General features: G+C 45.2%; 21 protein-coding genes. 2 read left to right on the plus strand and 19 right to left on the minus strand.

Annotated features, from left to right (window positions below; genetic code table 11):
* Positions 1-10 precede the first annotated feature (10 nt).
* The 9 genes from B5771_RS11585 to B5771_RS11625 form a co-directional block, all read right to left on the minus strand.
* Positions 11-1,258, minus strand: coding sequence for a phenylacetate--CoA ligase (locus tag B5771_RS11585; protein WP_088187639.1), 1,248 nt, complete (start codon positions 1,256-1,258; stop codon positions 11-13).
* 346 nt (positions 1,259-1,604) lie between these two features.
* Entirely contained in the window at positions 1,605-2,795 is a 1,191-nt protein-coding gene (gene metK / locus B5771_RS11590) for a methionine adenosyltransferase (RefSeq protein ID WP_088187640.1), read from the minus strand.
* 7 nt (positions 2,796-2,802) lie between these two features.
* The gene (gene coaBC, locus B5771_RS11595; RefSeq protein WP_088187641.1) at positions 2,803-4,011 is read right to left on the minus strand and encodes a bifunctional phosphopantothenoylcysteine decarboxylase/phosphopantothenate--cysteine ligase CoaBC; all 1,209 of its coding nucleotides are present in this window, start codon (positions 4,009-4,011) and stop codon (positions 2,803-2,805) included.
* Positions 4,005-4,217: a DNA-directed RNA polymerase subunit omega gene (gene rpoZ, locus B5771_RS11600; RefSeq protein ID WP_088187642.1), complete on the minus strand. Its 213-nt coding sequence runs from the start codon at positions 4,215-4,217 to the stop codon at positions 4,005-4,007. Before rpoZ ends, coaBC begins: the two co-directional genes overlap by 7 nt.
* The gene (gene gmk / locus B5771_RS11605; protein ID WP_088187643.1) at positions 4,217-4,822 is read right to left on the minus strand and encodes a guanylate kinase; all 606 of its coding nucleotides are present in this window, start codon (positions 4,820-4,822) and stop codon (positions 4,217-4,219) included. The genes rpoZ and gmk overlap by 1 nt, the downstream gene beginning before the upstream one ends.
* A 9-nt stretch (positions 4,823-4,831) precedes the next feature.
* Entirely contained in the window at positions 4,832-5,107 is a 276-nt protein-coding gene (locus B5771_RS11610; protein WP_014828567.1) for a DUF370 domain-containing protein, read from the minus strand.
* A gap of 13 nt (positions 5,108-5,120) precedes the next feature.
* Complete coding sequence (locus B5771_RS11615; protein ID WP_088187644.1) at positions 5,121-5,999, minus strand: YicC/YloC family endoribonuclease; 879 nt, start codon at positions 5,997-5,999, stop codon at positions 5,121-5,123.
* A 163-nt stretch (positions 6,000-6,162) separates the two neighbouring features.
* Complete coding sequence (gene dapF, locus B5771_RS11620) at positions 6,163-7,005, minus strand: diaminopimelate epimerase (protein ID WP_088187645.1); 843 nt, start codon at positions 7,003-7,005, stop codon at positions 6,163-6,165.
* Positions 7,006-7,307: 302 nt separating this feature from the next.
* Entirely contained in the window at positions 7,308-10,043 is a 2,736-nt protein-coding gene (locus B5771_RS11625) for a calcium-transporting P-type ATPase, PMR1-type (RefSeq protein WP_088187646.1), read from the minus strand.
* Between the two features lie 210 nt (positions 10,044-10,253).
* Between B5771_RS11625 and B5771_RS11630 the strand changes: the two genes are divergently transcribed.
* On the plus strand, positions 10,254-12,101 hold the full coding sequence (locus B5771_RS11630; RefSeq protein ID WP_088187647.1) for an NFACT RNA binding domain-containing protein: 1,848 nt from the start codon (positions 10,254-10,256) through the stop codon (positions 12,099-12,101).
* A 100-nt stretch (positions 12,102-12,201) separates the two neighbouring features.
* Here B5771_RS11630 and B5771_RS11635 read toward each other — a convergent pair whose 3' ends face one another.
* Together B5771_RS11635 and B5771_RS11640 are read right to left on the minus strand one after the other, a co-directional pair.
* Positions 12,202-12,768, minus strand: a complete 567-nt coding sequence (locus tag B5771_RS11635; RefSeq protein WP_088187832.1) for a class I SAM-dependent methyltransferase — start codon at positions 12,766-12,768, stop codon at positions 12,202-12,204.
* Positions 12,769-12,819: 51 nt separating this feature from the next.
* Complete coding sequence (locus tag B5771_RS11640) at positions 12,820-13,503, minus strand: DUF2225 domain-containing protein (protein ID WP_088187648.1); 684 nt, start codon at positions 13,501-13,503, stop codon at positions 12,820-12,822.
* A 397-nt stretch (positions 13,504-13,900) separates the two neighbouring features.
* On the opposite strand from B5771_RS11640, the gene B5771_RS11645 reads away from it, so the two are divergent.
* Complete coding sequence (locus B5771_RS11645) at positions 13,901-15,853, plus strand: penicillin-binding transpeptidase domain-containing protein (RefSeq protein ID WP_088187833.1); 1,953 nt, start codon at positions 13,901-13,903, stop codon at positions 15,851-15,853.
* 293 nt (positions 15,854-16,146) lie between these two features.
* Here the strand turns inward: B5771_RS11645 and B5771_RS11650 are convergent, their stop codons facing one another.
* From B5771_RS11650 to carA, 8 genes are all read right to left on the minus strand, one after another.
* Positions 16,147-17,628: an alkaline phosphatase family protein gene (locus B5771_RS11650; protein ID WP_088187649.1), complete on the minus strand. Its 1,482-nt coding sequence runs from the start codon at positions 17,626-17,628 to the stop codon at positions 16,147-16,149.
* A gap of 307 nt (positions 17,629-17,935) precedes the next feature.
* The gene (locus tag B5771_RS11655; RefSeq protein ID WP_088187650.1) at positions 17,936-18,784 is read right to left on the minus strand and encodes a YihY/virulence factor BrkB family protein; all 849 of its coding nucleotides are present in this window, start codon (positions 18,782-18,784) and stop codon (positions 17,936-17,938) included.
* 91 nt (positions 18,785-18,875) lie between these two features.
* On the minus strand, positions 18,876-19,469 hold the full coding sequence (gene pyrE / locus B5771_RS11660) for an orotate phosphoribosyltransferase (protein ID WP_088187834.1): 594 nt from the start codon (positions 19,467-19,469) through the stop codon (positions 18,876-18,878).
* A gap of 71 nt (positions 19,470-19,540) precedes the next feature.
* Positions 19,541-20,224: an orotidine-5'-phosphate decarboxylase gene (gene pyrF, locus B5771_RS11665; protein ID WP_047810928.1), complete on the minus strand. Its 684-nt coding sequence runs from the start codon at positions 20,222-20,224 to the stop codon at positions 19,541-19,543.
* 80 nt (positions 20,225-20,304) lie between these two features.
* Positions 20,305-21,225: a dihydroorotate dehydrogenase gene (locus B5771_RS11670; protein ID WP_047810744.1), complete on the minus strand. Its 921-nt coding sequence runs from the start codon at positions 21,223-21,225 to the stop codon at positions 20,305-20,307.
* Entirely contained in the window at positions 21,212-22,060 is an 849-nt protein-coding gene (locus B5771_RS11675) for a dihydroorotate dehydrogenase electron transfer subunit (RefSeq protein ID WP_088187651.1), read from the minus strand. The genes B5771_RS11670 and B5771_RS11675 overlap by 14 nt, the downstream gene beginning before the upstream one ends.
* Positions 22,061-22,248: 188 nt before the next feature.
* Positions 22,249-25,422, minus strand: a complete 3,174-nt coding sequence (gene carB / locus B5771_RS11680; RefSeq protein WP_088187652.1) for a carbamoyl-phosphate synthase large subunit — start codon at positions 25,420-25,422, stop codon at positions 22,249-22,251.
* Positions 25,422-26,561: a glutamine-hydrolyzing carbamoyl-phosphate synthase small subunit gene (gene carA / locus B5771_RS11685; protein ID WP_088187653.1), complete on the minus strand. Its 1,140-nt coding sequence runs from the start codon at positions 26,559-26,561 to the stop codon at positions 25,422-25,424. Before carA ends, carB begins: the two co-directional genes overlap by 1 nt.
* Positions 26,562-26,608 lie beyond the last annotated feature (47 nt).

The following is a 26,608-nucleotide window of genomic DNA, read 5'->3' on the forward strand; positions in this document are numbered from 1 at the left end:
ATTTACCTCCTTATCGACGTTTATCAATAACACGAACCGCTTTTCCTTCACTCCGCGGGATACTTTTAGGTTCTACTAAACGAAGGCGAATGGAAATGCCTATGATCTCTTCAATTTTACGCTGTAAACGTTCCTGGCGGCCCTCTAACTCGCGGACTTCATCGAAGAAGCTGGTGTCATTGATTTCAACCTGTACTTCCAACTGATCCAAATTTCCCGTACGTTCTACAATAAGTAAATAATGGGGCTCAAACCCACCGATTGACAGAATGGCTTCTTCAACCTGACTTGGGAAAACATTAACGCCTCGAATGATCAGCATATCATCCACTCGTGCTAAAACACGTTCCATTTTCCAGCCCGTATGTCCGCAGGAACAAGCCCCATAATGCAGTCTCGTCAGATCCTTGGTTCGATAACGTAAAACCGGAAAGCCCTCTTTATCTAAACTTGTTATAACCAATTCACCCTGGATGCCTTCCGCAACCGGATTCCCGTCAGGGCCCAACACTTCGGGATAAAAATGTTCATCGATATGCAATCCATCATGAGCGGGACATTCCATGGCTACTCCCGGGCCCATAGTTTCACTTAAGCCATAGATGTCATAAGCCTTAATCCCCAGTCGAGCTTCGATCTGTTCCCTCATACCCTCTGTCCAAGGCTCAGCCCCAAAAACTCCAATCCTTAACTTTAACTCTTCACGTGAAATCCCCGATTCCTCAAGGCTTTCTGCCAGATAAAGAGCGTATGAAGGAGTACAAGCCAACACTGTCGTTCCAAAGTCTCGCATTAACATAAGTTGACGAGCCGTATTCCCACCTGAAATGGGAACAACCACTGCACCTAATTCTTCACAGCCATAGTGCAGACCCATTCCTCCCGTAAACAATCCATACCCATAGGCAATCTGAACAACATCCTTAGGAGTTACACCCGCTCTCCGCAGTTCGTCGGCGACAATTTTGGACCAAAGTTTAATATCGCGTTTAGTATATCCCACGACGGTCGGTTTTCCTGTCGTCCCGGAAGAAGCATGCAGCCGAACAATATTTTCCATAGGTTCTGCGAATAGGCCGAAGGGATAATTTTGACGCAAGTCTTCCTTTGTTGTCAGCGGGAGTTTTTGAAAGTCCCTAAGAGAGTGAATATCCTCAGCCTGATGAATCCCTAGTTTCCGAAACCTCTCTTGATAATAAGGAATCGGCAATACACGATCTACTGTCCTACGCAGGCCTTCCAGCCACTGTTTTTCCATTTCTACCATCCTCTTTACCCATTATTTTTGAGTCTTTGTCATTATGCTATTGAGCATTACAACGGATCCTCTTTATAACTACTATAATACAGTTTGCCTTATAATACCCAATTCTCTAACATTCTGTCAAGGAAACTTTAGGATAGTGAACTCATTCAGCTAAAGCTGAACATCGGGGCTTCAGATACAATAATGTCCAGTGGACATTATTGTCGAGCCGCCTTTACCAATAGGAATACTTAGCGGCGAAGGAGAACTCTACCCCACAGAAAATAATAGTGGCTGCTATGAAAGAAGGAGTCCCACTCATAGTATGATTGGAACTCCTCTAGAAGGACTCGATCAATTAAAGACCGGCAAGTTTTTTCAAAACGTCAGCTTTATCAGTTCTTTCCCAAGGGAGATCAAGGTCGATTCTTCCAAAATGCCCATAAGCCGCCGTCTGACGATAAATCGGGCGTCGAAGGTTCAGGCTCTTGATAATTCCCGCAGGACGGAGATCAAAGGTTTGCATTACCAATTCAACAATTTTCTCATCCGGTATCTTTCCGGTACCGAAGGTTTCAATAGAGACTGAAACAGGACGTGCAACACCAATGGCGTAGGCAATCTGAATCTCACAACGGTCCGCAAATCCCGCTGCAACAACGTTTTTCGCCACATATCGCGCGGCATAGGCAGCAGAACGGTCAACCTTTGTGGGGTCCTTCCCGGAAAAAGCGCCGCCGCCATGGCGGGCCATTCCTCCATAGGTATCAACAATAATTTTTCGTCCCGTTAAACCGCAATCCCCTTGCGGACCTCCGATAACAAAACGCCCTGTAGGATTGATAAAGTACTTCGTATCTTCATTGAGCAATTCCTTGGGGACCGTCGGATAAACGACGTATTGAAGCAAATCCCGACGGATCTGTTCTTGGGTAACATCCGGATGGTGTTGGGTGGAGATAACAATAGTGTCAACACGTACAGGCTTATTTCCTTCATATTCTACTGTGACTTGGGTTTTACCGTCCGGTCGTAAATAGCCTAAAAGTTCGGTTTTCCGAACTTCCGTTAAACGGCGGGCTAAGCGATGGGCCAAGTCAATAGGGACCGGCATATAACTTTCAGTTTCGTTCGTTGCATAGCCAAACATCATGCCTTGGTCGCCGGCACCGATTGCTTCTATATCAAGATCTGACATTTCCCCTGTTTTGGACTCCAAGGCCTGATTGACACCTAAGGCTATATCAGCGGATTGTTCTCCAATAGAAGTTAAAACGGCGCAGGTATCGGCATCGAAGCCATATTTGGCGCGTGTATAGCCCACTTCCCGAATGGTTTCACGAACAACATGCGGAATATCAACATAACAAGATGTTGTAATCTCGCCGCTGACAAGAACTAAGCCAGTCGTCACCATGGTTTCGCAGGCAACACGTGCATTAGGATCTTGAGCAAAAATCGCATCCAAAATGGCGTCCGATATTTGGTCGCAAATTTTATCGGGATGCCCTTCGGTTACGGACTCTGAAGTAAACAACTTTTTTGTCATCAAAATATCACTCCTTTACGTTCATTCCAAGGAGGTTAACAATCTCCTTAACGAGATGTCGAGCAACCTCAAGCTTGCTCATCTGAGGAAAATCTATTTTTCTTCCATCAGGAAAGAGAAAACTAACAATATTTGTAGGACTCCCAAACCCTGCCCCTTCTTTTGTAACATCATTAGCCACGAGAAGGTCAACATTCTTACGCTGCATTTTTCCCTGGGCGTTAGCTAAGAGATTTTCAGTTTCAGCAGCAAAACCGATTAAAACCTGAGCAGTCTTCTTTTCTCCAAGTTCAGCAAGAATATCTGGATTAGGAACTAACTCAAGAGTTCGTCCTGAGCCATCCTTTTTTATTTTTTGCTCCGCTTGTACTGCAGGTCGATAATCGGCAACTGCAGCGGCTTTAACAATAATGTCAACATCTGTAAAACGAGCCAAGACTTCGTCACGCATTTGCAGTGCTGTTTGCACAGACACACGGGTAACTCCCTGAGGAACTGGCAAATCTGTTGGCGCGCTTACAAGTATTGTCTCTGCGCCAGCTTCCTGCAAAGCTTGGGCAACAGCATAACCCATCCGCCCGGAACTTCGATTGCCCAGATAACGGACAGGATCTATCGGTTCTTGAGTTCCGCCTGCGGTCACAAGGGCTTTCTTTCCTTTTAAGCAAGTACTTAGATCAAAAAACCGCAGGAGCGTCTCCACAATCTCTTCCGGCTGACTCATGCGGCCGTCTCCCTCAGAACCACAAGCCTGAAAACCCGAATCAGGTCCGACGAAATGTATCCCCCGATCCTGAAGGATTGCTAAATTCTTTTGGGTTGCAGGATGATGATACATGGCATGATTCATAGCCGGGGCCGCAAAGATCGGTGCTCTTGTCGCCAGCACAACGGTTGAAAGAAAATCATCAGCTAAACCCATGGCCATTTTAGCTAAAATATTCGCCGTTGCCGGCGCAACAACTACAGCATCTGCCAACTCCGCTAAAGCTATATGTTCAACATTCCATACTTTTGGTTCTTCAAACAAGTCAATATAGACAGGATTTGCAGACAAGCTTCTTAAGGTTAGCGGGGTTATAAATTCCGTCGCCGATGGTGTCATCACGACATGAACATCAGCATGCAGCTTTCGCAGACGACTTACTATCTCAGCCGTTTTATAAGCCGCAATGCCGCCGGAAACTCCAACCAGAATCTTTCTGCCTGTTAACATAGTGTATGCTCGTCAGGAATACATTCGTAAGCGCTCGTTGATTTAGAAATCTCTTCGAGGGATATACTTACGGATTTGACTCCCTTCGCCAAATCCTCATGCTTCCCTTCTTCCATAATTGCCCGTGCCCGCTTAGCGACCACAATAACCAGTGTATATTTGCTGTCAACCTTTTCCATCAGTTTATCTAGTGACGGTTGTTTCATCAGGATTCCCCCTTAAAGACGAACGGTTTTCGTTTAACCCGGCATTTTTCGGCGGTAATGATACTCTTTAATTTATCAACAGCCACAGGAACTTCGTCATTAACAACAACATAATCATATTCACTGACATATTCTAATTCCTGTATGGCAGTAGCTAAACGCTTTTGAATAACTTCCTCGGTCTCAGTACCTCGTTTATGTATACGCTCTGAGAGTACATCGAGGGAAGGCGGAACAATAAAGGTAAATACTCCCTGAGGAAAGCGCTTTTTAATCTGCAAAGCGCCTTGGATTTCGATCTCCAGAATAACATCTTGGCCGTCCAATATTGCCTGCTCTACAGCAAACCTGGGCGTACCATAGTAGTTTTCACAAAACTGAGCCCATTCCAGCAATTCATCTCTGGCGATCATAGCTTCGACGTCTTCCCGGGAGCGAAAAAAATAGTGAACCCCGTCCACTTCACCAGGACGCGGCGAGCGTGTCGTCAAGGAAACGGAATAGCTTAAATTTGGCATCTGCCGAAGTAATTCTTTACATAAAGTTCCTTTCCCTGCTCCTGAAGGACCCGAAAGGACGATTAATAACCCATGACTTTTTTCCACACTACACCCCTAATCCGCCGGATCTTCTACATGATTGCTGGACTCTTTGGTGGAAAGACGGTGAGCCACGGTCTCAGGCTGGACCGCAGAAAGAATAACATGATGACTGTCACAAATAATGACCGCACGTGTACGCCGACCATAAGTTGCATCAATCAGCATGCCCGCATCACGCGCCTCTTGAATAATCCGCTTGATTGGGGCAGATTCCGGACTCACAATCGAGATAATTCGGTTGGCAGATACGATATTACCAAAACCAATATTAATAAGCTTAATGTCCAAAATGAATCCTCCATTACTCTAAATTTTGAATCTGCTCACGTACTTTTTCGAGCTCGCTTTTAATGATAACAACCTGTTTTCCAATAATTAAATCATTGGCTTTAGACCCAATGGTATTGATTTCCCGGTTCATCTCTTGTACCAAAAAATCCAGTTTACGCCCCACTGAATCATGGCTGTTCAACGCCTCACGGCTTTGAGCCAAATGGCTGTCAAAACGAACCAATTCCTCAGTAATTGATGCTCGATCTGCAAAATAAGCCACTTCATTCGCCAAGCGAGCCGGATCCAATTCTACCCCGCCTAATAACGTTTGAATCCGTTCCTGAAGACGTTCTTGATAGTCGGTCACAACATAAGGCGCTCGTTCAGAAATAAGGCGCAAATGCTCTGCCAGTTGATCCAATCTTCGCAGAAGATCGAAGGTTAACTTTTCTCCTTCAACCCGGCGCATTTGTCCAAAACCCTCGGCTGCTTTCAATAATGCCTCTGCACAAACATCCCATAGAGTATCTCCTTCGATTTCCGGTTCCTGAACTGAAAGTACTTCGGGCAAAGCCACTAAACGATAAATATCCGTATCATAGGCCGTATGCAGAGCTGAGGCGAGATCCTTCAATGCCTTATCATACGACAGTGCCAATTCTTTGTCAACCTTCGCTAATCTCATCTTTTCTTCAGTTTCCACGATATTAATATGTACTTCAATCCGTCCGCGCTTGAATTTTTCTTGTAATGTTTTACGGACTCGTTCTTCAAATTCCACAAAATTCCGCGGCAGACGAACAACGATTTCTAAGAAGCGATGATTGACTGCTTTCAGCTCCACAGAAAACTGATAACCACAGCCACTCGCTTCTCCTCGTCCAAATCCTGTCATGCTATATGCCATACTTAACCCGGCGAATCAAAACAGCCAGGCTTTTCACCCCTTTATAGTTGATACCCTTACTATATTATAACAGATCAACGAATAACTTTCCTAGTGAACTCGTTTAGCTAGAGCTAAGCAAAATCGCATCTCCTGGCGAAGATGCGATTAAATGTTTTATGTCTCAGCTTTCTAACCATTCTCCTTTAAACACATAAGCCGCAGGGCCAGTCATATAGACATGATTGTCAGGCCCCCATTCGATCAATAAATCCCCGCCTGGCAAATGAACAGTTGCAGTACGTTCAGTCTTCTGATTAAGTACTGCAGCAACCAAGGAAGCGCAAGCACCTGTTCCACAGGCAAGGGTTGGCCCAGCTCCCCGCTCCCATACTTTCATCGTCATTTCCGCTGGGGAGTCAATCCGAATAAACTCCACATTCGTTTTACGCGGAAATAAAGGATGGCTCTCGATTGCCGGACCAAGCCGTTCAAAGTCCAGAGATGAATAGTCATCGACAAAAATGACACAATGAGGATTTCCCATTGAAACGGCAGTATAGAAAAATGTCTTCCCCAATGCTTCGAGGGACTGGCCGACCACAGGTTCTCCAGCACCGAGAACTGGAATAAGATCCGCTTTTAAAATAGGCTCACCCATGTCAACCCTTACTCCACGTACCTGACCATCTTCGAGATCAAGTCCCAAGGTCAAAACCCCGGCAAGAGTCTCCACCCGCATGGGGTTTCGGGAGACAATTCCTTGATCATAGACGTACCGTGCAAAACAGCGGATACCGTTGCCGCACATTTCCGGTTCTGATCCATCTGAATTAATAATGCGCATCCGAGCGTCAGCACCTTGGGAAGGAAGAATGACAATTAACCCATCTCCCCCGATACCAAATTGACGGTGACAGAGTTTCTGAGCTAACTTCGGATAATCCGCCTCTTCCTGCGGTGTATGAGAAAAATGATCCAGGAAAACAAAATCATTCCCCAGACCATGCATTTTTACAAAGTTCATTATGTTTGCTCCCCTCGCAGAATTTTATCCCTATTATAATCTTAAAACATTTGCAGTGAACTCATTCAGCTAAAGCTGAACATCGAAACTTCGGTGACGAAAGTTTCCTGTGAACACTTTCGTCGAAAGCGCCCAGTCCATAACAAATTCTATCACGCTGAAGTCTTAAGATTTAAGAATACCTAAAACGTTTAGATGGAGTTAGCTTCCTCTAAACGTTTTAGTATAGTTTACGTTATATCTCATTAAAGGATACTACGCAAGGTAAATAGGGTCAAGCTATTGGATCAAGTATACACGTTTTATCCTTTGGCTATTGACGGTTTGCCCTGCCAGCTGTTCTTGAGAAGGCGGGCAAGACCAATTAGAATTGAAGGTCCTCCGGCTACGCAAAGGATTAAAATCCATTGCCAGCTGTGCAGAGCTGTCGTCTTAAAGATGGCTTGTAAAGGCGGCAGATAAATGACACTCAGCTGCATCATGCTTGAAACCAACACCGCTCCAACTAAGTAAGGGTTTGAAAAAAGTCCTACTTCAAAGATACCTCGTTCTTCAGAGCGACAATCAAAAACATGGAATAATTGGGAAAACACCAGCGTACTAAAGGCCATAGTTCGAGCCCCTAACATATTGGCTCCCATAAAGAGACCGGCAACAAAAACGAAAAGTGTACCCAAACCTATCAAAGTTCCCCTGATGCCTATTTTACGAGCCAGTCCGCGGGCAAAAATGCTTTCTCCCGGGATTCTCGGAGGACGATTCATAATTTCCGGCTCCGCTCCGTCAACTCCCAGGGCCATGGCCGGCAAACCATCGGTTACAAGATTTACCCATAAAATTTGAATTGGCAGGAGAGGAAGGGGCAGCCCGACAAGCGTTGCTAAAAACATAGTTAAAACCTCTCCCAGATTACAGGAAAGCAAGTAGCGGATAAACTTACGGATATTATCATAAATTCCCCGTCCTTCTTCCACCGCGGCAACAATGGTCGCAAAGTTATCATCGCCTAAAACCATGGAAGACGCTTCTTTGGTAACATCTGTTCCGGTTACACCCATAGACACTCCAATATCCGCTTCCTTGACCGCAGGTGCATCATTAACACCATCGCCGGTCATGGCAACAACTTGGCCCTCGTTTTTCAAGGCCCGCACAATTCTTAGTTTATCTTTGGGAGTTACCCGGGCATAAACGGAAATATCCATAACCCTTTGGCTGAGATCCTGATCGGACATTCGCTCCAGTTCTTCCCCTGAGATTACCCCGTCTCTCCCTTTGAGAATCCCTAATTCATGTCCTACAGCTTCAGCCGTTAGACGATGATCTCCCGTAATCATAACAGGCTTAACTCCTGCCTGCCGGCACAATTTAATGGCCCGAACTGCACTGGGACGCGGCGGATCAATCATACCCAATAAACCGACGAAAGTTAACCCCTGTTCAATCCCCTCATCATGCATCTCATTTTCCGTTAATGATTTTTCTGCGACTGCCAGAACGCGCAGAGCATGCCTGGCCATTTCATCATTGGCCCGCATAATACTTTGTCTGCGTGCGGAAGATAACTCCACAACACCTGCCGAGGTTAATTCCTGCTTACAAAGCTGGACAATTTTGTCCGGAGCCCCTTTAACATAAGCTCTTGGCCCATGCTTTGTCTTATATACCACGCTCATTCGTTTGCGGTCCGAATCAAAGGGCAATTCTCCAATCCGCTCTTCTTTTCGTTCCAATACCTCACGCCAAATCCCCGCCTTAGCCGCTGCAACTAAAATTGCGCCTTCAGTAGGGTCACCTTCAATTCCCCAGGGAGCCTCATTAGCTTTAGAGCGAAAGAGGCCTGCAACTTTAGCTCCCTTTTTCGTTAAAATGGCATTATTACATAAGGCAGCAATTTTTAAGCCTTCATGAAGAGGATCTTTTTCTTTCTCTGGATCGGCACCATAAAAATCCCCCTTGGGATCATAGCCTTGGCCGGAAACGGTAATTTTTCTGCCATCCGAATAAATTTGACGTACGGTCATTTCATTTTGGGTTAAGGTCCCTGTCTTATCGGAACAAATCACTGTCGCACAGCCCAAGGTTTCCACCGCCGGAAGTTTGCGAATAATTGCCTGCCGCTTGACCATTCGTTGAACCCCGACAGCTAAGGCCACCGTGACGATAGCCGGCAACCCCTCAGGAATGGCCGCAACGGCCAGAGATACGCCAGTAAAAAACATCTTATAAAAATCTTCGCCCCGCAAAATTCCCGTTGCTACTACAACTAGACAAACAAGAAGACTAAGTAAGACTAACCATTTTCCCAATTCCGCCAAACGTTTTTGTAATGGGGTTTCCTCCTCTTCCACACTTTGAATCATCCCTGCGATAACACCCATTTCTGTATCCATACCTGTCGCCACGACGACACCGGCCCCTCGGCCGTTGACGACAGAAGTCCCCATATAGCCCATGTTTCGCCGATCAGCCATGGGGGTCAATTCATCGCTGAGAGGGGCAATACTCTTACTCACAGGGTGAGATTCTCCCGTTAAAGCTGATTCTTCCACTTGAATGTTGACGGCCTGAATCCAGCGCACGTCAGCCGGAATGCGATCACCCGCTTCTAACAGCACAATGTCCCCGGGGACAAGCTCGGCTGCCGGAATTCGCTGTTCAAGGCCTTCCCTCAGGACCCGGGCTTCTGGAGCCGTAAGGGAACGTAAGGACTCCATAGAACGCTCAGCACGAAATTCCTGAATAAAGCCTAAAATTGCATTGACAATCAGAATTGTTAAAATCGTAACAGCATCGGCTATTTCTCCTAAAAGTCCTGATACCACTGTTGCGGCCAATAAGACTAAAACCATAAAATCCTTAAATTGACCCAAGAACAGAAAAACAGGGTGAACTCCCTTTTTTGCCGCCAGGACATTTTTCCCAACCTCTTGCAAGCGCTTTTGAACTTCTTTAACATTTAACCCTTTACCTGGATGCACATTCAATACCTTGGCTACATCAACCCAAGGCAGTACATGCCATGATTGTTGACGCATGTCTTAATCTCCTCCTCTTACCCAAAGAACTTAACTCCTTCCTCTTTGTCCATTTCGTAGTACATGCTTATTCCGAAGACCCCTGAAAAATGCCTCCGTTATCCAAGTGTGTTATACTAAAAACGACTCGACCCCCACCGAAGCAAGGTACGGGAATCACTCCCACTTGTAGAAGCGGGAGTCTTACGATTGGATGAAAGGAGACCCCTCATGGCCTTAGACGGTGTGACCCTCGCCTATTTAGTAAAGGAACTTGCTCCCCAGCTCAAAGGAGCACGTATCGATAAAATCTTTCAACCTGAAAAAGAAGAAATCCATCTTCAATTGAGACTGAGCCAAAGCAATAGAAAACTCTTGCTTAACGCTGGCGCTGCCTCCCCACGCTTTCACTTAACTGCTGAAAGCAAAAAAAACCCCTCTTCGCCGCCCATGTTCTGCATGATCCTGCGCAAACACCTCGAAGGAGGAAAAATAATCAATATCTATCAACAAGAACTGGAGCGAGTCATCACCTTTGAAATTCAAAACTACAACGACCGCGGTGATCTCGTTACACTCCATCTCTATTTAGAAATCATGGGCAAGCACAGTAATTTAATTCTAGTAGATCAGAATACCGGAACAATCCTCGACGGACTTAAACGATATTCCCATGCCCTTAGCCGCTACCGTGAAGTACTTCCCGGGCGTACCTATCTTGCACCTCCCTCTCAAGGGAAGAAACCTCCCCTTAAGGATGAAGAACTCTGGCGGCAGACTTTCTCTATCGACGATTTCGATCGGAAAATCACAAAACTCCTCCTTACCCATTTCGCTGGAGTCAGTCCGGAATTGGCCCTGGAAATTGTCATTCAAGCCGGCTTATCCGCTGACACTTACCTCCATCAGTGTGGGGACATCGATTTTTCAAGACTTTTTCAAGCCTATCAAAGGTTATGTAACCCCGAAGATAAGACAGAAATCCAGCCCTGTCTCTACTATCCACCTCAGCCCAAATCACCTCCTATCGCCTTTACCTTTATTCCTTTTCAGCAATACCAAGACTTAAGAAAAGTAAGCCTCGATTCTTTAAACGAGACTGTGCAGTCTTTTTACAGCGCCAAATCCGTAACGAATAATCTTGAAGCTAAACGAGGCTCACTTCGAAAAATCGTCCAAGAACAGCAAACTCATCTTTACAAGAAATTGAAAGTCTATGAGCAAGCCATATCCGAAGCAAATTCCAATCTTGCCTATCAACGCTGGGGGGAACTCCTCACCGCCAACCTGCACCGAATCACCTCCAGATTGAAGGAAGTTACCGTTGAAGATTATTATGACCCCGCTCTTTCCTCAGTTCTAATACCCCTCGATCCCCATCTTAGTGCCATCGACAATGCTCAGCGTTACTACAAGCTGTATAACAAAGCAAAGGCCACCTTACTAAAAACCCGGCAGTTTCAAGAAGCTGCCCTTGATGAAGTCAATTATTTGAATTCCTTGCAAGTCAGTCTGGACCAGGCTTCCACCCTTTCTGAACTTGAGGAAATTTATGTCGAACTTATGGAGCAAGGCTATGTGGCAGGTAAACATCTGCTCAAAACCGGCCTCAAAGCAAATAAAAACAGTTCAAAATCGAAGATGAGGCAGAATTCCAAGGTTAAAACCTCCAAGGAAATGCTTCATCCCCGCGTCTATCGCTCAAGCCAAGACAGAATCATCTATGTTGGAAAAAACAATGCTCAAAACGATTGGCTTTCGCTGCGCAAAGGGAAACCTAACGATCTATGGCTGCATGTCAAACAGATCCCCGGTTCTCATGTCTTGGTTCCCCTCGAGGAGGGAGAAGAGTTTCCTGACGATGCTACGTTGGAAGAAGCAGCTGCTTTAGCCATTTATTACAGCCAGTCAAGAGGTTCTTCCCAGGTTCCCGTCGATTATACCCATGTAAAACAACTTAAAAAGCCCAACTCTGCCAAGCCTGGTATGGTCGTCTACGAACAGAATTGGACCTTATACCTTACCCCTAAGCCAGAAATCCTGGAACGATTGCTGGCAACAGAAGCAGGGATAGAGTGAGCGAATAGAAGGATCCAACCTTACTTATAAGCGTGGAGGTCTTAAAAACTGGATAAAAAAGCAGCGCAGTAATTTCTTAAGTGAAATTTCTGCGCTACTTTTATCTAGGAAGAACTCTTTCAATACAAAGAAGTTCGGGAGGATCATTAACCTGATTGGTCAAGCGTATATGAGCAACATTAAAGGCTTTTTGATTCAAAGTAGAGGCAAAAGCTTCTAGAGCTTCTTGCTCCTCTTTTCCCCGTTCATGTCCCGGATAGATAACCAATAAAATAAGGCCGTCCGGCTCAAGAAGATCTAAACATTTCTGAACAGCTTGGAGAGTAGTGTCCTTTTGAGTGGTTATTTTATGATCTCCTTTAGGCAGATAGCCAAGATTGAACATAAATAAGCGAATAGGCTCCATGATGTAAGCATCAATGGTCTCATGCCCGGCATGAATTAAGACAGCTCTGTCCAGAAGCTTTAATTTCTGCAGCTTCTCGCTGGTATTAATAATTGCCTCTTCTTGAATATCGAAAGCATAAACCTTTCCTTCTTCCCCAACTAAGCCGCATAAGAAGGCGGTATCATTGCCATTGCCCATTGTACAATCAGCCGCTTTGTCCCCCTGCTTTAATTTTAACTGACAGATTTGCTTGGCTAATTCAACAACGTTTCTAAACATATTCCGTTTGTCATGCAAGAGTAATCACTTCTTCCAGTTCAATCCCTAAATCTATTTAGACTCGCGATTTTCCTCCGCAGCAATCTGCCATTGAGCACGAGCCATATTCAAGATCTTTGCTTCTTCATTACGCTTTGGATGTTCAATAATTTTGGAAAAGTAGGAAACGGCTTTAGTATATTGACCAAGTCGGCGACTCAGCTCCCCGATCATGAATAAGATTCTCAGTTCAGACATTGAACTCCCGTTAAAATCGGAATAAAGATAAGATTCTTCATATTCCTGAAGAGCTAACTGCAAAAATCGCTGTTCATCGTTTTGCTTATTTTCTGTTCTGTATATCCAAGCCAACCGCAAACACAAACCAGCTAATACGAAATGTTTTTCTTTCTTCAAGGTAGCAGAATATATTGCCAATTTCAAGGTTTCAATACCTTTAGCTGTATCCCTGAGCTGTCCAAGATCGTGCTTTCTCCATTCATAGGATATTTTGGCTTTAATGATTTCTTTGGTTCCTGTAGGAAAGGTCTTGGAGAAATCATCCGAAAAGGCAAACCCACATTCCGGGCAAACCCTAACATAGTAAAGATGCGGATTAGGTGTACCCTCTTTGTAATGGGGGCAAAAGTCGCTATCAATTTTATACGGAACAGCAGACCTGGAACGTACTTTTAAGGTACTAAAACTATGTCCGCAGCAAAGACAGTTTACTTCTTTTTCATAAAAATCTTCCAATTACTTGCACTCCTTTTTTGGGGGACCCTTGACGTTACTTATAAATATATCTAATTTCGACTCTATTAGCTATAAATCCTGCATATTTTACAAATCCAATCGCTAAAAACCAATAATTGGGTTAATTTCACACGAATGGTTTAACATTTTTTTAATAGAAACTATATGGCTGGTGGGCAAATCTAAGCTATAATAAGTGTATAGACGTTCTTCGATTTTTCAAAGCCCCTCTCAACGAGGGGACTTTTTATAGATTAATAGATTTATAGATAAGAAACGATATTTGTTCAACGGTTGACTAAAGAAGGGCAGGTAGAAGACAGCTTTGAAAATAGAAAAAAAACGTGTAACCTATTTTTCACGTAGCCGTTGGGTTCCATTATTCTTGGGAATTTTAATGCTTTTAGTCTTGGGCAGACTTATCGACCTGCAAATAGTTCAGGCTTCCGATCTCAAACAAAAAGGCATCGAGCGACGGACAAACGATGAAAAAGTCCAGCCCCAAAGAGGTGCTATTTTTGATGCTCAAGGAAACGTTTTAGCTCAAAGTATTCCCGTCAAAGAAGTTTATGCAGATCCCAAAACGTTGAATGACTTAATTTCTAAGAAGCGATTTAAAAGCACTAAAGAAGATGTTGCTAAAAAACTCGGAAGTCTCTTAGGAATCGAGCCCCAGGACATATTATCCGACCTTAATAAAACTAAACTTTCTTGGATTAGTCTGGCACATCACGTTGATGTTAAAATTGCAGATCAGATTATGGCCTTAAAAATCCCTGGAGTCGGCCTGACTGATGAAGAGAAACGCGTAAATCCTATGGGAAGTTTTGCAGCCTCAGCACTGGGCATAGTAACTCAAGATGGCCATGGCGTGGAAGGTATAGAAAGCTATTACGACAAAGAGTTGTATGGTAAGCCGGGATTTATCTCTCAAGAAGAAGATACCAGAGCGCGTTCCATTTTAGGTGCTCCTTCTCAAGGAGAAGCTCCAATTCCCGGCGATAACCTTACTTTAACACTTGATTCAACCATCCAATATTTAATTGAACAGCAGCTTGACAATTTGGAGCAAACAACTAAAGCTAAGAGTGTTACAATTTTAGCGATGGATCCGAAGACAGGGCGCATTTTGGGGATGGGATCTCGCCCAACCTTTGATCCCTCCAACTATCAAAAAGTAACCCCTGATGTCCGCCGCAACCTTGCCATCAGCATGACCTACGAACCAGGATCAACGTTTAAGACAGTTACAGGCTCAGCCGCTTTGGAAGAAGGAGTTATAACCCCGAATTCAGTATTCTACGACCCAGGATATCTTCAAGTTGGACCTAAAGTAATCACGAACTGGGATTCTAATATAGCGTCCCGAGGAAACACCACCTTTACTCAGGGGATGCAATCCTCCTCCAACGTTGTTCTTGCACAAGTCGGCTTGAAACTGGGGATGGGCACCTTCTATACTTATCTCAGAGCCTTTGGATTTGGCGCTAAAACCGGCATTGATATTTCAGGTGAAGAAAGCGGCATTCTTGTTCCTCAGAACAAAGCCCGAGAGCTTGACCTGGCAACCATGTCCTTCGGCCAAGCAAATTCAGTAACACCTATTCAATTATTAACAGCAATTTCGGCTATTGCTAATGGAGGAACTCTTTACAAGCCCTATATTGTTGACAAAATAACAACACCCGATGGGCAGTTAGTCAAACAGCAAAAACCAACACCGGTTCGACAGGTTATTTCTAAAGAAACTGCGACTCAAATGACACAAGTCTTAGAGCAGGTTGTTAACGACGGAACCGGGTATCTGGCCAAAATTCCGGGAATTAATGTAGCCGGTAAAACAGGAACTGCCCAAAAGATTGATCCGGCCACAGGAGATTATTCAAGCACAGATTATATCGCTTCATTTGCATCTTATGCCCCAGCCGAAAATCCTAAAATTGCCTTGCTGGTTATAGTAGATACCCCCAGAATGGCAGATGGAGAACATGACGGCGGTCCAATCTGCGCCCTTCCTGCCAAAGCCATCCTCGAGGGAACTCTGCAATACTACGGTATTCCAGTAGCCAGCAATACCCAAAGCGATGTTTCAATTTCTCCCACTGAAGCCTCTGTTCGTCCCTCTCCAAAACCTGTAACACCTGAACGTACACCAAGCGCCGAGGAAACCGTTGTCCCTGATTTAACCGGACTAACCATGCGTCAAGCCGGAAGTGTCCTGAAAAAATCAGAACTTCACTTTAATTTTTCCGGAAGCGGTCTGGCAAATCAGCAATCACCTGCTCCGGGAAAAGTAGTCACTAAAGGAACAATGGTTAATATCAACTTTTCTCCTTTATCGTCTCCATAACAGTCACTGGAATAAAAAACTCGTATACTTAAAAATCCACTTTCCCAAAAAAACCGTATTTTTCAGTAATGAATTTTACGGTTTTTTGTTTTGCAGGTATATGAGTTCACTGTTTAAGGAATATGGTCTTCAATTATATTTATGTCACCGCTGTTATTCAAGCGAAAGAAAAATAATTACCAAATAAATCAGAACCACTGAAGTGGACGTCTCACGACTGGATAAAAAAAGTACCGATTGCCTAAATCGGTACTTGCTTCTTAATTATGTAAACTTTTGGACAATACTGTCAACTATTTTTCAATTCCGAAATACCTTAATATCAAAGGAAAAAGATCCACAATCCGGGGATGTTTTAAATCAAATGGCATTCCTGTCACAATCATAGGTACTGTCGAATCCTCTTTTTCCAACGAGCCATGGCTGCCTCCTCCAGGATGAGTCGGTGCCCCTTCTGCATAATACTCAAACCCCGAGAGGGCAGAAACAACCACGCGATCACCCTGACGCGCTTCCAAAGCAGAGATAAGCCTCGAAAAAGCATCGGGATATTTACCAAACTCAATCGTTTTCCTGTCGGTCACTTGGGCATCTACCACGGATAAATCTCCATCATAAGACCAACTTTGCCCGTAAACATCCAGAATAGGACCCCCGCGGGAAAAGGAAAGCTGACTCTTAGTACCGCCCTGTAGAACACAGTATTTATTTTCAGCGATTTTCCAGGAAATTTGGGCATTCCTCACATCTCTCGACAAGATATCGACAACTTGAGGTAAAATCACCTCTCGTCGTTGTAAGATATAAATGAAAGTCATTCGCTCATTGGGACAGATAACAATTTCGTGATGTTCTTCAGCCTCTTCCCTTGGCCGTAATCGTTTAAAGGTCTTTAAAGCCTGATCTAAATTGATCAGGTATTCTGAGCCTAGCCCTACCGTAGACTGCGCATGATCTCCTGTAACAATAATGGCTGTTTTCTCGAGAGCCATTTCCCAGGAACCGAACTCATTGAGAATGGAAGCAATCTGCTGATCTGCCAATTCTAAAGAGGGAGCTGTTCGCAAAGGGCCGTAATGGTGAGAATTCTTATCATTATCCGGAAAATAAACAACTGTAAAATCCGGCAGCACCCCCTCCTGAACAAGCTGACGGGCTATTGTACCGGAAAAAACATCATTAAAACCAAAACGATGAAAAGGTCCCCTTGGATAAGCAGATAACCGCTCGGAAAAAGGTAAATGGACAAGCTGACCCAACGTTAGATGAGAAGGTCCAAAAACCTCTGCCTCTTGAAGTCGAAATCTCGTTGCCAAAGCAATTGAAAAGGGAAGTTTTACCTTAAATGGTTGAGAGGCACGGTGCATAAAAAGATTGATATTCCCCGAACTTACCCCGAAAGCTTCTAATACTTCGTAAAGTGTCGGCGTTTCCACAGCAAGATGCTCATTATTTAGCTTTAATAACAAATTACGAATAACCTTTTCTGTGCCAATCTTTAAAATATTTTGCCAGGTTGCACCATAATCGACTATTTTTCGTATAGTTTCATTATACCAAATAAACCCGGGAACGCCATGTCGATCAGGTCCTGCACCAGTAATCATAGAACTCGTGGCCACAGGTGTCATAGTTGGGAACGTCGAAACTACCTCTTCTATATAAGTCCCATGTTCCGCTAAAAATGCCAGAGCCGGAGCATTTCCTTCTGCCAGAATTCTTCCTAAGACGGTCGGATGCAAAGAGTCTATCACAAATAAGATGGCCTTTTTCATGATCGACCCCCTTTAAAATGTCCTATAGAATCCATTATAGCAAAGTTTTCTCCCACTTGTCACGGAACACTAGTTATAACAATAGATATAACAACCGTTATAACTGTTTTTTAATAATTTCTTAAGTTGTTTTTAAGAATGAAATGATAGTGTAATTACAATAAGACTAGTGAGGAGAGTTGGACATGAGCATCATTTCAAACCAGGGCACAAGCGCAGCCTTCTTTACCATGGTACTATTCGTCACGGCCTGGTATCATGTTAAAAAAACAAAACAACAACTCCAGCGACAGAAAAATAATTAACCTCAAGCAATGGTTTTGGATAACTTGTTCAAAGTGACCGCCACTTCGGCTCCAAATAGCACGATAATGCAGGAAATATAGGCCCAGAACGTAAACAGCATAATGAAAGTCAAACTCCCATAGATCATCTCATAGCGTCCTAAATGCTCAGTGTACCAAACAAAAACCACTCGTGAAAGATATATTCCTATGGTTGAAATCAAAGCACCGGCCAAAAGGTAAGGGCTGCGAATAGTTTGGGACGGTAAAAATCTGTAACAAAAAAGACAGGTCAAATACAACAGCAAAGGAAAGGCTAAATGAGATATCCCATGGAAAAGAGCCAACCATAAAGGGATACTCTGATTGGGAGTAAGGAAACTTTTTACGAGAGCCAGAGATACAATCGTTGCCAAAGAGGAAATAATCGTTAGGCTGACGAGAATCATCAGCATGCCAAAGCCAACGAGATACTGTCTAATAAAAGATCGTCTCTTGCGCACTTCCCAGATTGTATCTAAAATCCGCTGGAAGGATACAAAACCGCCCACAGTAGTCCATAGCAGCCCAATAATTCCAATAACCCCCACTTTGTTCGAACCCAATAAAACCAATCTGGACACGTTTTGCGAGAAATAAAGTTTAGCATCCGGCAAAGCCGGAACATATGACTGATAAACGGCCGATATGAAGTTCTGTACAGTCTCCTGGGGAATAAAGATTGAAGCGCCGTAGATCAAAAGAAGCAGCAGCGGAATCATGGATGAAAAGCCAAAAAAAGCTATAACTGCTGCCAGAGAAGCAATATTATGTTCCATAATTGACGTCATTAAAGTTCGGACAAAAGTTATGACCTTTTGGACCATAATCATCTGTTAATCTCACCAGCCTCTTGGAACAACTCTGATCTAGCATTCCCAAGAAACTGTTCCTTAAGCCAAATACTTTCTAGAAAAGTTTACCTTAGAGTTTTCGACTTCCCGGTTTTATGGCAGGGATTCCCTGAGCGCAAAGGGGACACTCCTCAGCAGCATAAGACTCGATTTTGAGCTGAAGTATAGAACTCTGGGGCACGCCAAAATCCACTGTCCCACCGCTGCGATCAACCAAAACCCCAACTCCCACGGGAACAGCTCCCATCTCTTGAACCACCGCAATGACTTCACGTACAGATCCGCCTGTTGTGACAACATCTTCCACGACCAGAACCCGTTCCCCCGGTGAAAGCATAAAGCCTCTGCGCAGCCGCATGATCCCATTTTCCCGTTCCGTGAACAAGGCACGTACTCCGAGAGCCTTGGCGACTTCATGAGCTACTAGGATCCCCCCCATGGCAGGTCCTATTACAGTTTGAATTTTGAAGTCCCGAAAGAAATCGGCTAAACCTTCTGCTAAAACTGCCGCCCGGTCGGGATACTGCAAAACTTGCGCGCATTGCATATACTGCCCGCTGTGTTTTCCGGACGTTAGGAGGAAATGCCCCTCTAACAAGGCATTGCTTTTTCTGAATAAGTCAAGATATTCTTCAGTTTTAAGTGTCTTACTTTCCTTCTTCATCTGATTTTCCGTCATTGCTTTTGCTCCTTTTTTTCTTTTCTCGGCTTTTCTCTATGTCTTATCTTAACGTTTTATCTTAACCATAATCTCTCTAAAGCTTGTCTGGGATCCTGGGCACGAGTAATCGGCCTGCCAACCACAAGATAAGAGCTGCCCGCAGCTAAGGCTTCGTGTGGAGTTAAAACGCGCATTTGATCATTCGCTTCACTCCAAGCCGGTCGAATTCCCGGTGTCACAATCAAAAATTCCGGCGCAGTATTCCTGCGAATCTCCTTAGCTTCCTGAGCAGAGGCGACAACCCCATCCAGGCCGGCCTTTTCGGCAAGTCTGGCCAACATACCAACATGATCTTCCAGTTTACGTTCTACTCCTAACTCTTCACGAAATTGGTGTTCCGACATACTGGTTAGAACTGTCACTCCTATAACTTTGGGCACAACTTCCAACGTATCTCCTTCGTCATGAACCGCCGCAGCAGCTCGGGCCATCATCTCATAGCCTCCGCTGCAATGGACATTGATCATATCTACTCCTGCTTGCACAAATCCTCGTATAGCCCGTTCAACAGTCGTTGGAATATCATGCAATTTTAGATCCAAAAAAATTGGGAATCCCAGTGCCCTTAATTCGCGAATCATTGCCGGGCCGGTATAAGCATAAAGTTCCATGCCGACTTTCAGCCAACAGCCGCTGCCTTGGAGAGCATTTGCTAAGACAAGAGCTTCTTCCCGCCCTTTGACATCCAAGGCGACCATAATTCTCTTATTTAAGTTTCTATCCACTCATTACCCTCCTTTTTTCTATCGCTGATGTTCTATAAGGATTCTTGAAAAATCTAACCTCGGTGGGCTAAGCCTACTAATTCCTGTACGGAAGAATACCCTCTTTGTTCACAGTAATTGCGGATTCCTTCAACCACGTCCAAAGGAGCTTGGGGGTTATAGAAATTCCCTGTACCGATGCTGACAGCCGTTGCGCCGGCTAAGAGAAATTCCACCGCATCCTGCCAGGAAGTAATCCCTCCCATCCCGATGATGGGTAAATCTACTGCCTCAGCCACTTGCCAAACCATCCGCACAGCCACAGGCCGAATCGCCGGCCCGGAAAGCCCTCCAAAGGTATTCGCCAAAACTGGACGCTGAGAATTGAGGTCAATACTCATGCCTAAGAGTGTATTAATCAGAGAAAGCACATCGGCTCCCCCTCGCTGGACTGCTCGCGCCATCTCCACAATATCCGTTACATTAGGAGAAAGCTTGGCAATAATGGGCAAATCCGTTTCAGCTTTAACGGCAGCCATGACTTCCTGTGCACTCTTGGGATCTGTCCCAAAATGCATCCCGCCATGTTTCACATTGGGACAAGATATATTAACTTCCAGAGCCGTTATGCCCGACCCCTTTTTTAAAGCCCGAGCCATACAGGCATAATCATCCAGAGAAAACCCCGATATATTAGCGATTACCGCCGTAGGAATCTTGCTTAGTTTGGGCAGATAAGATTTCAGGAATTCCTCCAGTCCCGGATTTTCTAGTCCAACAGCATTTAAAAGCCCCGCCGGAGTTTCTGCGAGACGCGGAACAGGATTGCCCAAGCGAGGAAGCGGCGTGATTCCCTTTAAGGTTATCCCTCCCAACGCTTCAAGAGGACAGTAAGCCAGATACTCCTCACCAAATCCATAGGTTCCCGAAGACGTGATTATAGGATTGCGGAGGGTAATTCCGCCAAGCTGAGTTGTCAGATCAACAGGTTTCATTCCAGACAACCTCCTCGCCCCTGAAGACCGGCCCGTCTAAACAAACTTTTTTATGAATTAAGCGGCCGGCCTTATCTTTTAAGGTACATACACATCCCAGACATGCTCCTACAGCACAGCCCATTCGTTCTTCCAAGGAAACTTCTATGGGAACATCAAACCTTTGGCAGAGTTCAGTAACGCTTTGCATCATTCCTTTGGGACCGCAAGCAGCCACACTTACTCTGACTTCATTGGTTTTGGGTTTTGAGTCTGCCGGTTTTATTTGAGTTAACGCGCTATGAAGCGGTTCCGTCACGAAGCCTTTTTCGCCAAGGCTCCCGTCCAAAGTGCTGAAGCTTGTTTCTATTTCCAATTCCCTCCACGATGCCAATCCGGCACTTTCCATAAAGTGCTTGCACTCTCCTCCCCAAAATAGCCGCACTTTCAGGCCTTGACTAAGAGCACGCTGAGCTAAAGCAAACAATGGGAAAATTCCAATCCCTCCGGCAACCAACCAAAGTTCTCCCTCTTCAGGCAGTGAAAAACCATTTCCTAAAGGACCCATGATACTGAGACTATCTCCGCAGCGAGCCTGAGCTAAAATTTCAGTTCCCCTGCCTTTAATTCTGTAAAGGAGCGTGATCTCATCACGCTCCGGAGAAATTTCGGCAATACTAATGGGGCGCCGCAATAAGGGATCAAAGGAAGCCCGCGCGGAATCCTGAACCTGAACCGTTACGAATTGTCCCGCCTGGGCAGTTTGGGCAGCAGGTCCTTGAAGAACCAGCCGTCTAAGCTTTTGATCACTGTCGCCCAATTGTTCATGACTAACGACCAGTCCCTGAGAAAGCATAGCATTCTCTCCTTTCTAAGGATACATTAAACTGTTCAGCTAAAGCTGAAGATCGGTGCTTCGGTGACGAAAGGGCCACCGAAGCAAGGTATGGAAACCACTTATACTTCGAAGTGGTAATCTTAATTGATAATAAGGTTCGCAAAATTACGTGTCTGAGAATGATTATTTGTTTTCCATCTCGTTACTTAGAGCGGCAGGAGACTGGGAGAAATACTTTCCAAGACATGAAGCAGGGCCGCCGCCGTATCCAAACTCGTAAAACAGGGAATCCCATACTCTACGGCCGCTCTCCGAATGGCAAAGCCATCGCTTTCCTGAACCCGGCCATGAGTCGTCGAATTTACGACATATTGAATTTTTTGTTTCCGGATCCCCTCAATAATTTCATCGGAACCGTCATGAATCTTGGCAATCGGATCAACTCTTATTCCCTCATGCTTTAAATAGCGAGCCGTTCCTTCTGTAGCTAAGATACGAAAGCCAAGTTCCACAAAACGGCGGACGAGATCGACCCCTTCAGCTTTATCTCTATCCGCCAGGGTGACAAGTACCGTCCCGTAGGGGGTAAAAGATAGCCCCGCACTTAAGAGCGCTTTATAGAGCGCTTTTTCATAGGTTCTGTCCATCCCCATCACTTCTCCGGTGGATTTCATTTCCGGTCCTAAAGAAGGTTCAACCTTTTGCAGCTTGGAAAAGGAAAAGACCGGCGCCTTGACTGCAACTCGATTCTCCAGCGGCCAAAGACCATGGGGTATTCCGATCTCCTCCCAACCCCTGCCTAAGATCACTTGGGTTCCCCAATCCACGATGGGTACGCCTGTAACTTTGCTCAAAAAGGGCACCGTTCTGCTGGACCTCGGGTTAACTTCCAGAACAAAGAGTTCCTTCTGATAAATGACATATTGAATATTTAAAAGGCCCTTAATGTTTAACGAACGTGCTAAGGACTCTGTCAGAGTAATAATTTTATGGCGCATAGCCTCTTCCAAAGATTGAGGAGGATAGACAGCAATCGAATCTCCCGAATGGACTCCTGCCCGTTCTAAATGCTCCATAATACCGGGAATAAAGACGTTCTCACCATCGGAAATTGCGTCAACCTCCACTTCCTTGCCGAGGAGATATTGATCCATCCAGATTTCTTGATCGGAAGAAGCACTGAAAGCACGCTTGACAACAAACTCTAACTCTTTCTCTTCATAGACGATTTCCATGGCCCGTCCGCCAAGAACATATGAAGGACGAACGACTAAGGGGAAGCCTATCCGTTCTGCCACTTGACGAACCTCTTCCATAGTTGTTGCTCCTCCGCCTCGCGGCCGCTTAGCCCCTAATTCCTGTAAAACACGATCAAAGGTTCCTCTCTCTTCTGCCCGGTCAATGTTTTCTACACTTGTGCCTAAAATACGATAGCCCCGTCTCTCTAAGCTGCCGGCTAAACCAATGGCCGTCTGCCCGCCAAACTGAACGATAACACCCTCAGGTTGTTCTTTATCGAGAATCGCCGAAACATCCTCCAGCGTCAAAGGTTCAAAATAGAGTCGATCAGCAGTATCAAAGTCTGTAGAAACAGTTTCGGGATTATTATTGATAATAATACTCTCATACCCTCTCCGCCTCAAGGCCAAGACGGCATGCACAGAACAATAATCAAACTCGATCCCCTGGCCAATCCGAATCGGGCCCGACCCCAGAACGACCACCTTAGGCTTCTTATGAACTTCTCCTTCATCTTCAACATCATAGCTGGAGTAAAAATAAGGAGTCGTCGCTTCAAACTCTCCGGCACAAGTGTCCACCATTTTAAATACGGGTAAAATTCCGTTCTTACGTCTAAAATAATAGATTTCATCTTCTGGGCAATGCCAGAACTCTGCAAGTTCAGAATCAGAAAAGCCCAATCGTTTACCTTTTCTTAATTTCTCTGTATCCCAAGGGAACCTTTTTAAAACTTCGGCAAAGTCTGTCAAACGTTTAATGATCATGAGAAAGTAGGTGTTCCAACCTGTAAGATCGGTAAGCTCCTCGAGGGGCCATCCTCGTCTTATTCCTTCGGCCAGAACAAACAATTGGCGATCATCCGGATGCTGACAGGCAGTTTTAAGCTCCTCATTCTTTAAAGTCTCCAGTTCTTGCCAAAGAACACCGGATACTTTAATATCCAGCGAGCGGATAGCCTTCAGCAAGGCCGTTTCTAAATTCCTGCCAATACCCATAACTTCTCCGGTAGCTTTCATCTGCGTGCCTAATTTGCGGTCCGCATCTGTGAATTTATCAAAGGGCCAACGCGGAATTTTAACAACAACATAATCTAAGGCCGGTTCAAAACAGGCAGAGGTTTTACCTGTTACGGCATTTCTTAGTTCTGTCAAAGCGTACCCCAGAGCGATTTTCGCTGCAACCTTAGCGATAGGGTAGCCTGTCGCTTTGGATGCCAGAGCACTGGAACGGCTGAGTCGAGGATTAACCTCAATAACTACATATTCCATCGTCGACGGATGAAGAGCAAACTGAACATTGCAGCCTCCCTCAATCCCCAAACCATTGACAATCCTGCGGGAAGCACTGCGCAGCATCTGAACTTCGCGATCGGTTAATGTTTGACAGGGCGCAACAACGATGCTGTCTCCCGTATGTATCCCCACAGGATCCATATTTTCCATATGGCAGATGGTAATACAGTTACCAATACCGTCCCGCAAAACCTCAAACTCAATTTCCTTCCAACCGGCGACGCTGCGTTCGACGAGTATCTGACCAATCAGACTTGCTTGCAGACCACTTCGGGCAATCTGTTCCAGTTCCTCATCACTTTCAACGATTCCGCCTCCCGTCCCCCCCAGAGTGAAAGCAGGACGCACAATCAAGGGATAACCCGTTTCCCCGGCAAACTTCAGAGCGTCCTCGATATTGTCTACGATTTTGCTCTCAGGGATAGGTTCGCCTAAGCGCTGCATTAACTCCCGAAAACTTTCACGGTCTTCGGCTTGGTCAATGCTCTGCAAAGAAGTCCCCATCAGCGTGACACCACAACGTTCCAACACTCCGCGTTTGGCCAGTTGATAAGCTAAGTTAAGACCCGTCTGTCCGCCCATCGTCGGGATTAAACCGTCAGGTCTCTCTCGTTCGATAATCCGCTCTACGGATTCTACGGTCAAAGGTTCAATGTAAATCCGATCTGCCGTCTCGCGATCTGTCATAATGGTCGCCGGATTAGAATTGACCAGAATAACTTCAATTCCCTCTTCGCGTATCGCCCGACATGCCTGAGTTCCGGCGTAATCAAACTCAGCCGCCTGCCCAATTACAATGGGACCTGAACCAATAACCAAAACCTTTCTCCACTCTTGCTTGGGCATTACCTTCTCCCCTTCCTCAGGCTATTTTCGTCCACCATTTTCGTAAAATGATTAAAAATCTCACTATTTTCCTCAGGGCCGGGAGCCCCTTCCGGGTGAAACTGGACGGATATTACCGGATATGTTGTATGCTCCATTCCTTCTACCGTTCCATCATTAAGATTACGCATGGCCACTTCAAAACCGGATCCTTTTAAAGAATCTTCCCTCACTGCATAACCATGATTTTGTGACGTCATCGTTGCTTTACCTGTTCGCAGATCAAGGACCGGATGATTCCCTCCACGATGTCCATAAGGCAGTTTATAGGTCTCCCCGCCGGCAGCCAGAGCGAGAAGCTGATGCCCTAAACAGATACCTAAAACAGGCAGCTTATCATACAATTGACGGACCACAGCAACGACTTCAGGCAGCTCGCTGGGATCTCCGGGGCCATTGCTTAAGACCAACCCCCTTGGGCGCTGCCTTAAGACTTCTTCAGCTGTTGATCCTGCCGGAAATACCATAATTCGATAGCCTCTTTGCTGCAGAGAACGAAGAATATTTCGTTTGGCTCCAAAGTCAAACAGGGCTATCAAAGGGCCTGACCCCGGAATTTCATAAACTTCCTTAACTGTTGAGCGATAAACCCAATGGTCACTTGAACCGCAACTATGATTTAATTGACAGCTTCCCTGTACCTTGATGCCGTCTTTCTGCTTCTGCCAAAAATCAACCCCCGCTTCCCTTGTCTCTGTTAATACTCCCTGCAAGGTGCCAAATTCCCTTAAATAGCGCGTCAGGGCTCGCGTATCAACACCTTTTAGTCCTCGAACATTATATTGTTGACAATAGTCTTCCAAAGAACCCTCCGCATGCAGACTCCCCTCACCTTGGGAAAGTTCGCGCACAATAAGCCCTTGGAGACGAGTTTTGTCAGCTTCATTTTCTTCATGATGCCAGCCATAATTTCCGATTTGCGGCTGAGTGAGTACCAGAATCTGCCCGGCATAGGATAAATCGGTAATCATCTCCTGATATCCACTCATGGACGTATTAAAGACTACTTCCCTTGCTGCCAATGAGGAAGAACATTTCTCCCACGCTCCAAACGTTTCCCCTTCAAAGGTTGTCCCATCCATAAAAACGAGATAAGCCACCTGCGACACTCCCTCTCAACTCTCACATCTAAAATTTACGTTCATAG

The sequence above is a fragment of the Desulfosporosinus sp. FKA genome (assembly GCF_002196785.1).
Classification (GTDB): domain Bacteria; phylum Bacillota; class Desulfitobacteriia; order Desulfitobacteriales; family Desulfitobacteriaceae; genus Desulfosporosinus; species Desulfosporosinus acididurans.

Coding starts and splice junctions, on each gene's coding strand:
- B5771_RS11585 (WP_088187639.1), bottom strand. CDS start 1,258: ATGGAAAAACAGTGGCTGGAAGGCCTGCGTAGGACAGTAGATCGTGTA.
- metK (WP_088187640.1), bottom strand. CDS start 2,795: ATGACAAAAAAGTTGTTTACTTCAGAGTCCGTAACCGAAGGGCATCCC.
- coaBC (WP_088187641.1), bottom strand. CDS start 4,011: ATGTTAACAGGCAGAAAGATTCTGGTTGGAGTTTCCGGCGGCATTGCG.
- rpoZ (WP_088187642.1), bottom strand. CDS start 4,217: ATGAAACAACCGTCACTAGATAAACTGATGGAAAAGGTTGACAGCAAA.
- B5771_RS11615 (WP_088187644.1), bottom strand. CDS start 5,999: ATGGCATATAGCATGACAGGATTTGGACGAGGAGAAGCGAGTGGCTGT.
- dapF (WP_088187645.1), bottom strand. CDS start 7,005: ATGAACTTTGTAAAAATGCATGGTCTGGGGAATGATTTTGTTTTCCTG.
- B5771_RS11625 (WP_088187646.1), bottom strand. CDS start 10,043: ATGCGTCAACAATCATGGCATGTACTGCCTTGGGTTGATGTAGCCAAG.
- B5771_RS11630 (WP_088187647.1), top strand. CDS start 10,254: ATGGCCTTAGACGGTGTGACCCTCGCCTATTTAGTAAAGGAACTTGCT.
- B5771_RS11635 (WP_088187832.1), bottom strand. CDS start 12,768: ATGTTTAGAAACGTTGTTGAATTAGCCAAGCAAATCTGTCAGTTAAAA.
- B5771_RS11645 (WP_088187833.1), top strand. CDS start 13,901: ATGCTTTTAGTCTTGGGCAGACTTATCGACCTGCAAATAGTTCAGGCT.
- B5771_RS11650 (WP_088187649.1), bottom strand. CDS start 17,628: ATGAAAAAGGCCATCTTATTTGTGATAGACTCTTTGCATCCGACCGTC.
- B5771_RS11655 (WP_088187650.1), bottom strand. CDS start 18,784: ATGATTATGGTCCAAAAGGTCATAACTTTTGTCCGAACTTTAATGACG.
- pyrE (WP_088187834.1), bottom strand. CDS start 19,469: ATGAAGAAGGAAAGTAAGACACTTAAAACTGAAGAATATCTTGACTTA.
- pyrF (WP_047810928.1), bottom strand. CDS start 20,224: ATGGTCGCCTTGGATGTCAAAGGGCGGGAAGAAGCTCTTGTCTTAGCA.
- B5771_RS11670 (WP_047810744.1), bottom strand. CDS start 21,225: ATGAAACCTGTTGATCTGACAACTCAGCTTGGCGGAATTACCCTCCGC.
- B5771_RS11675 (WP_088187651.1), bottom strand. CDS start 22,060: ATGCTTTCTCAGGGACTGGTCGTTAGTCATGAACAATTGGGCGACAGT.
- carB (WP_088187652.1), bottom strand. CDS start 25,422: ATGCCCAAGCAAGAGTGGAGAAAGGTTTTGGTTATTGGTTCAGGTCCC.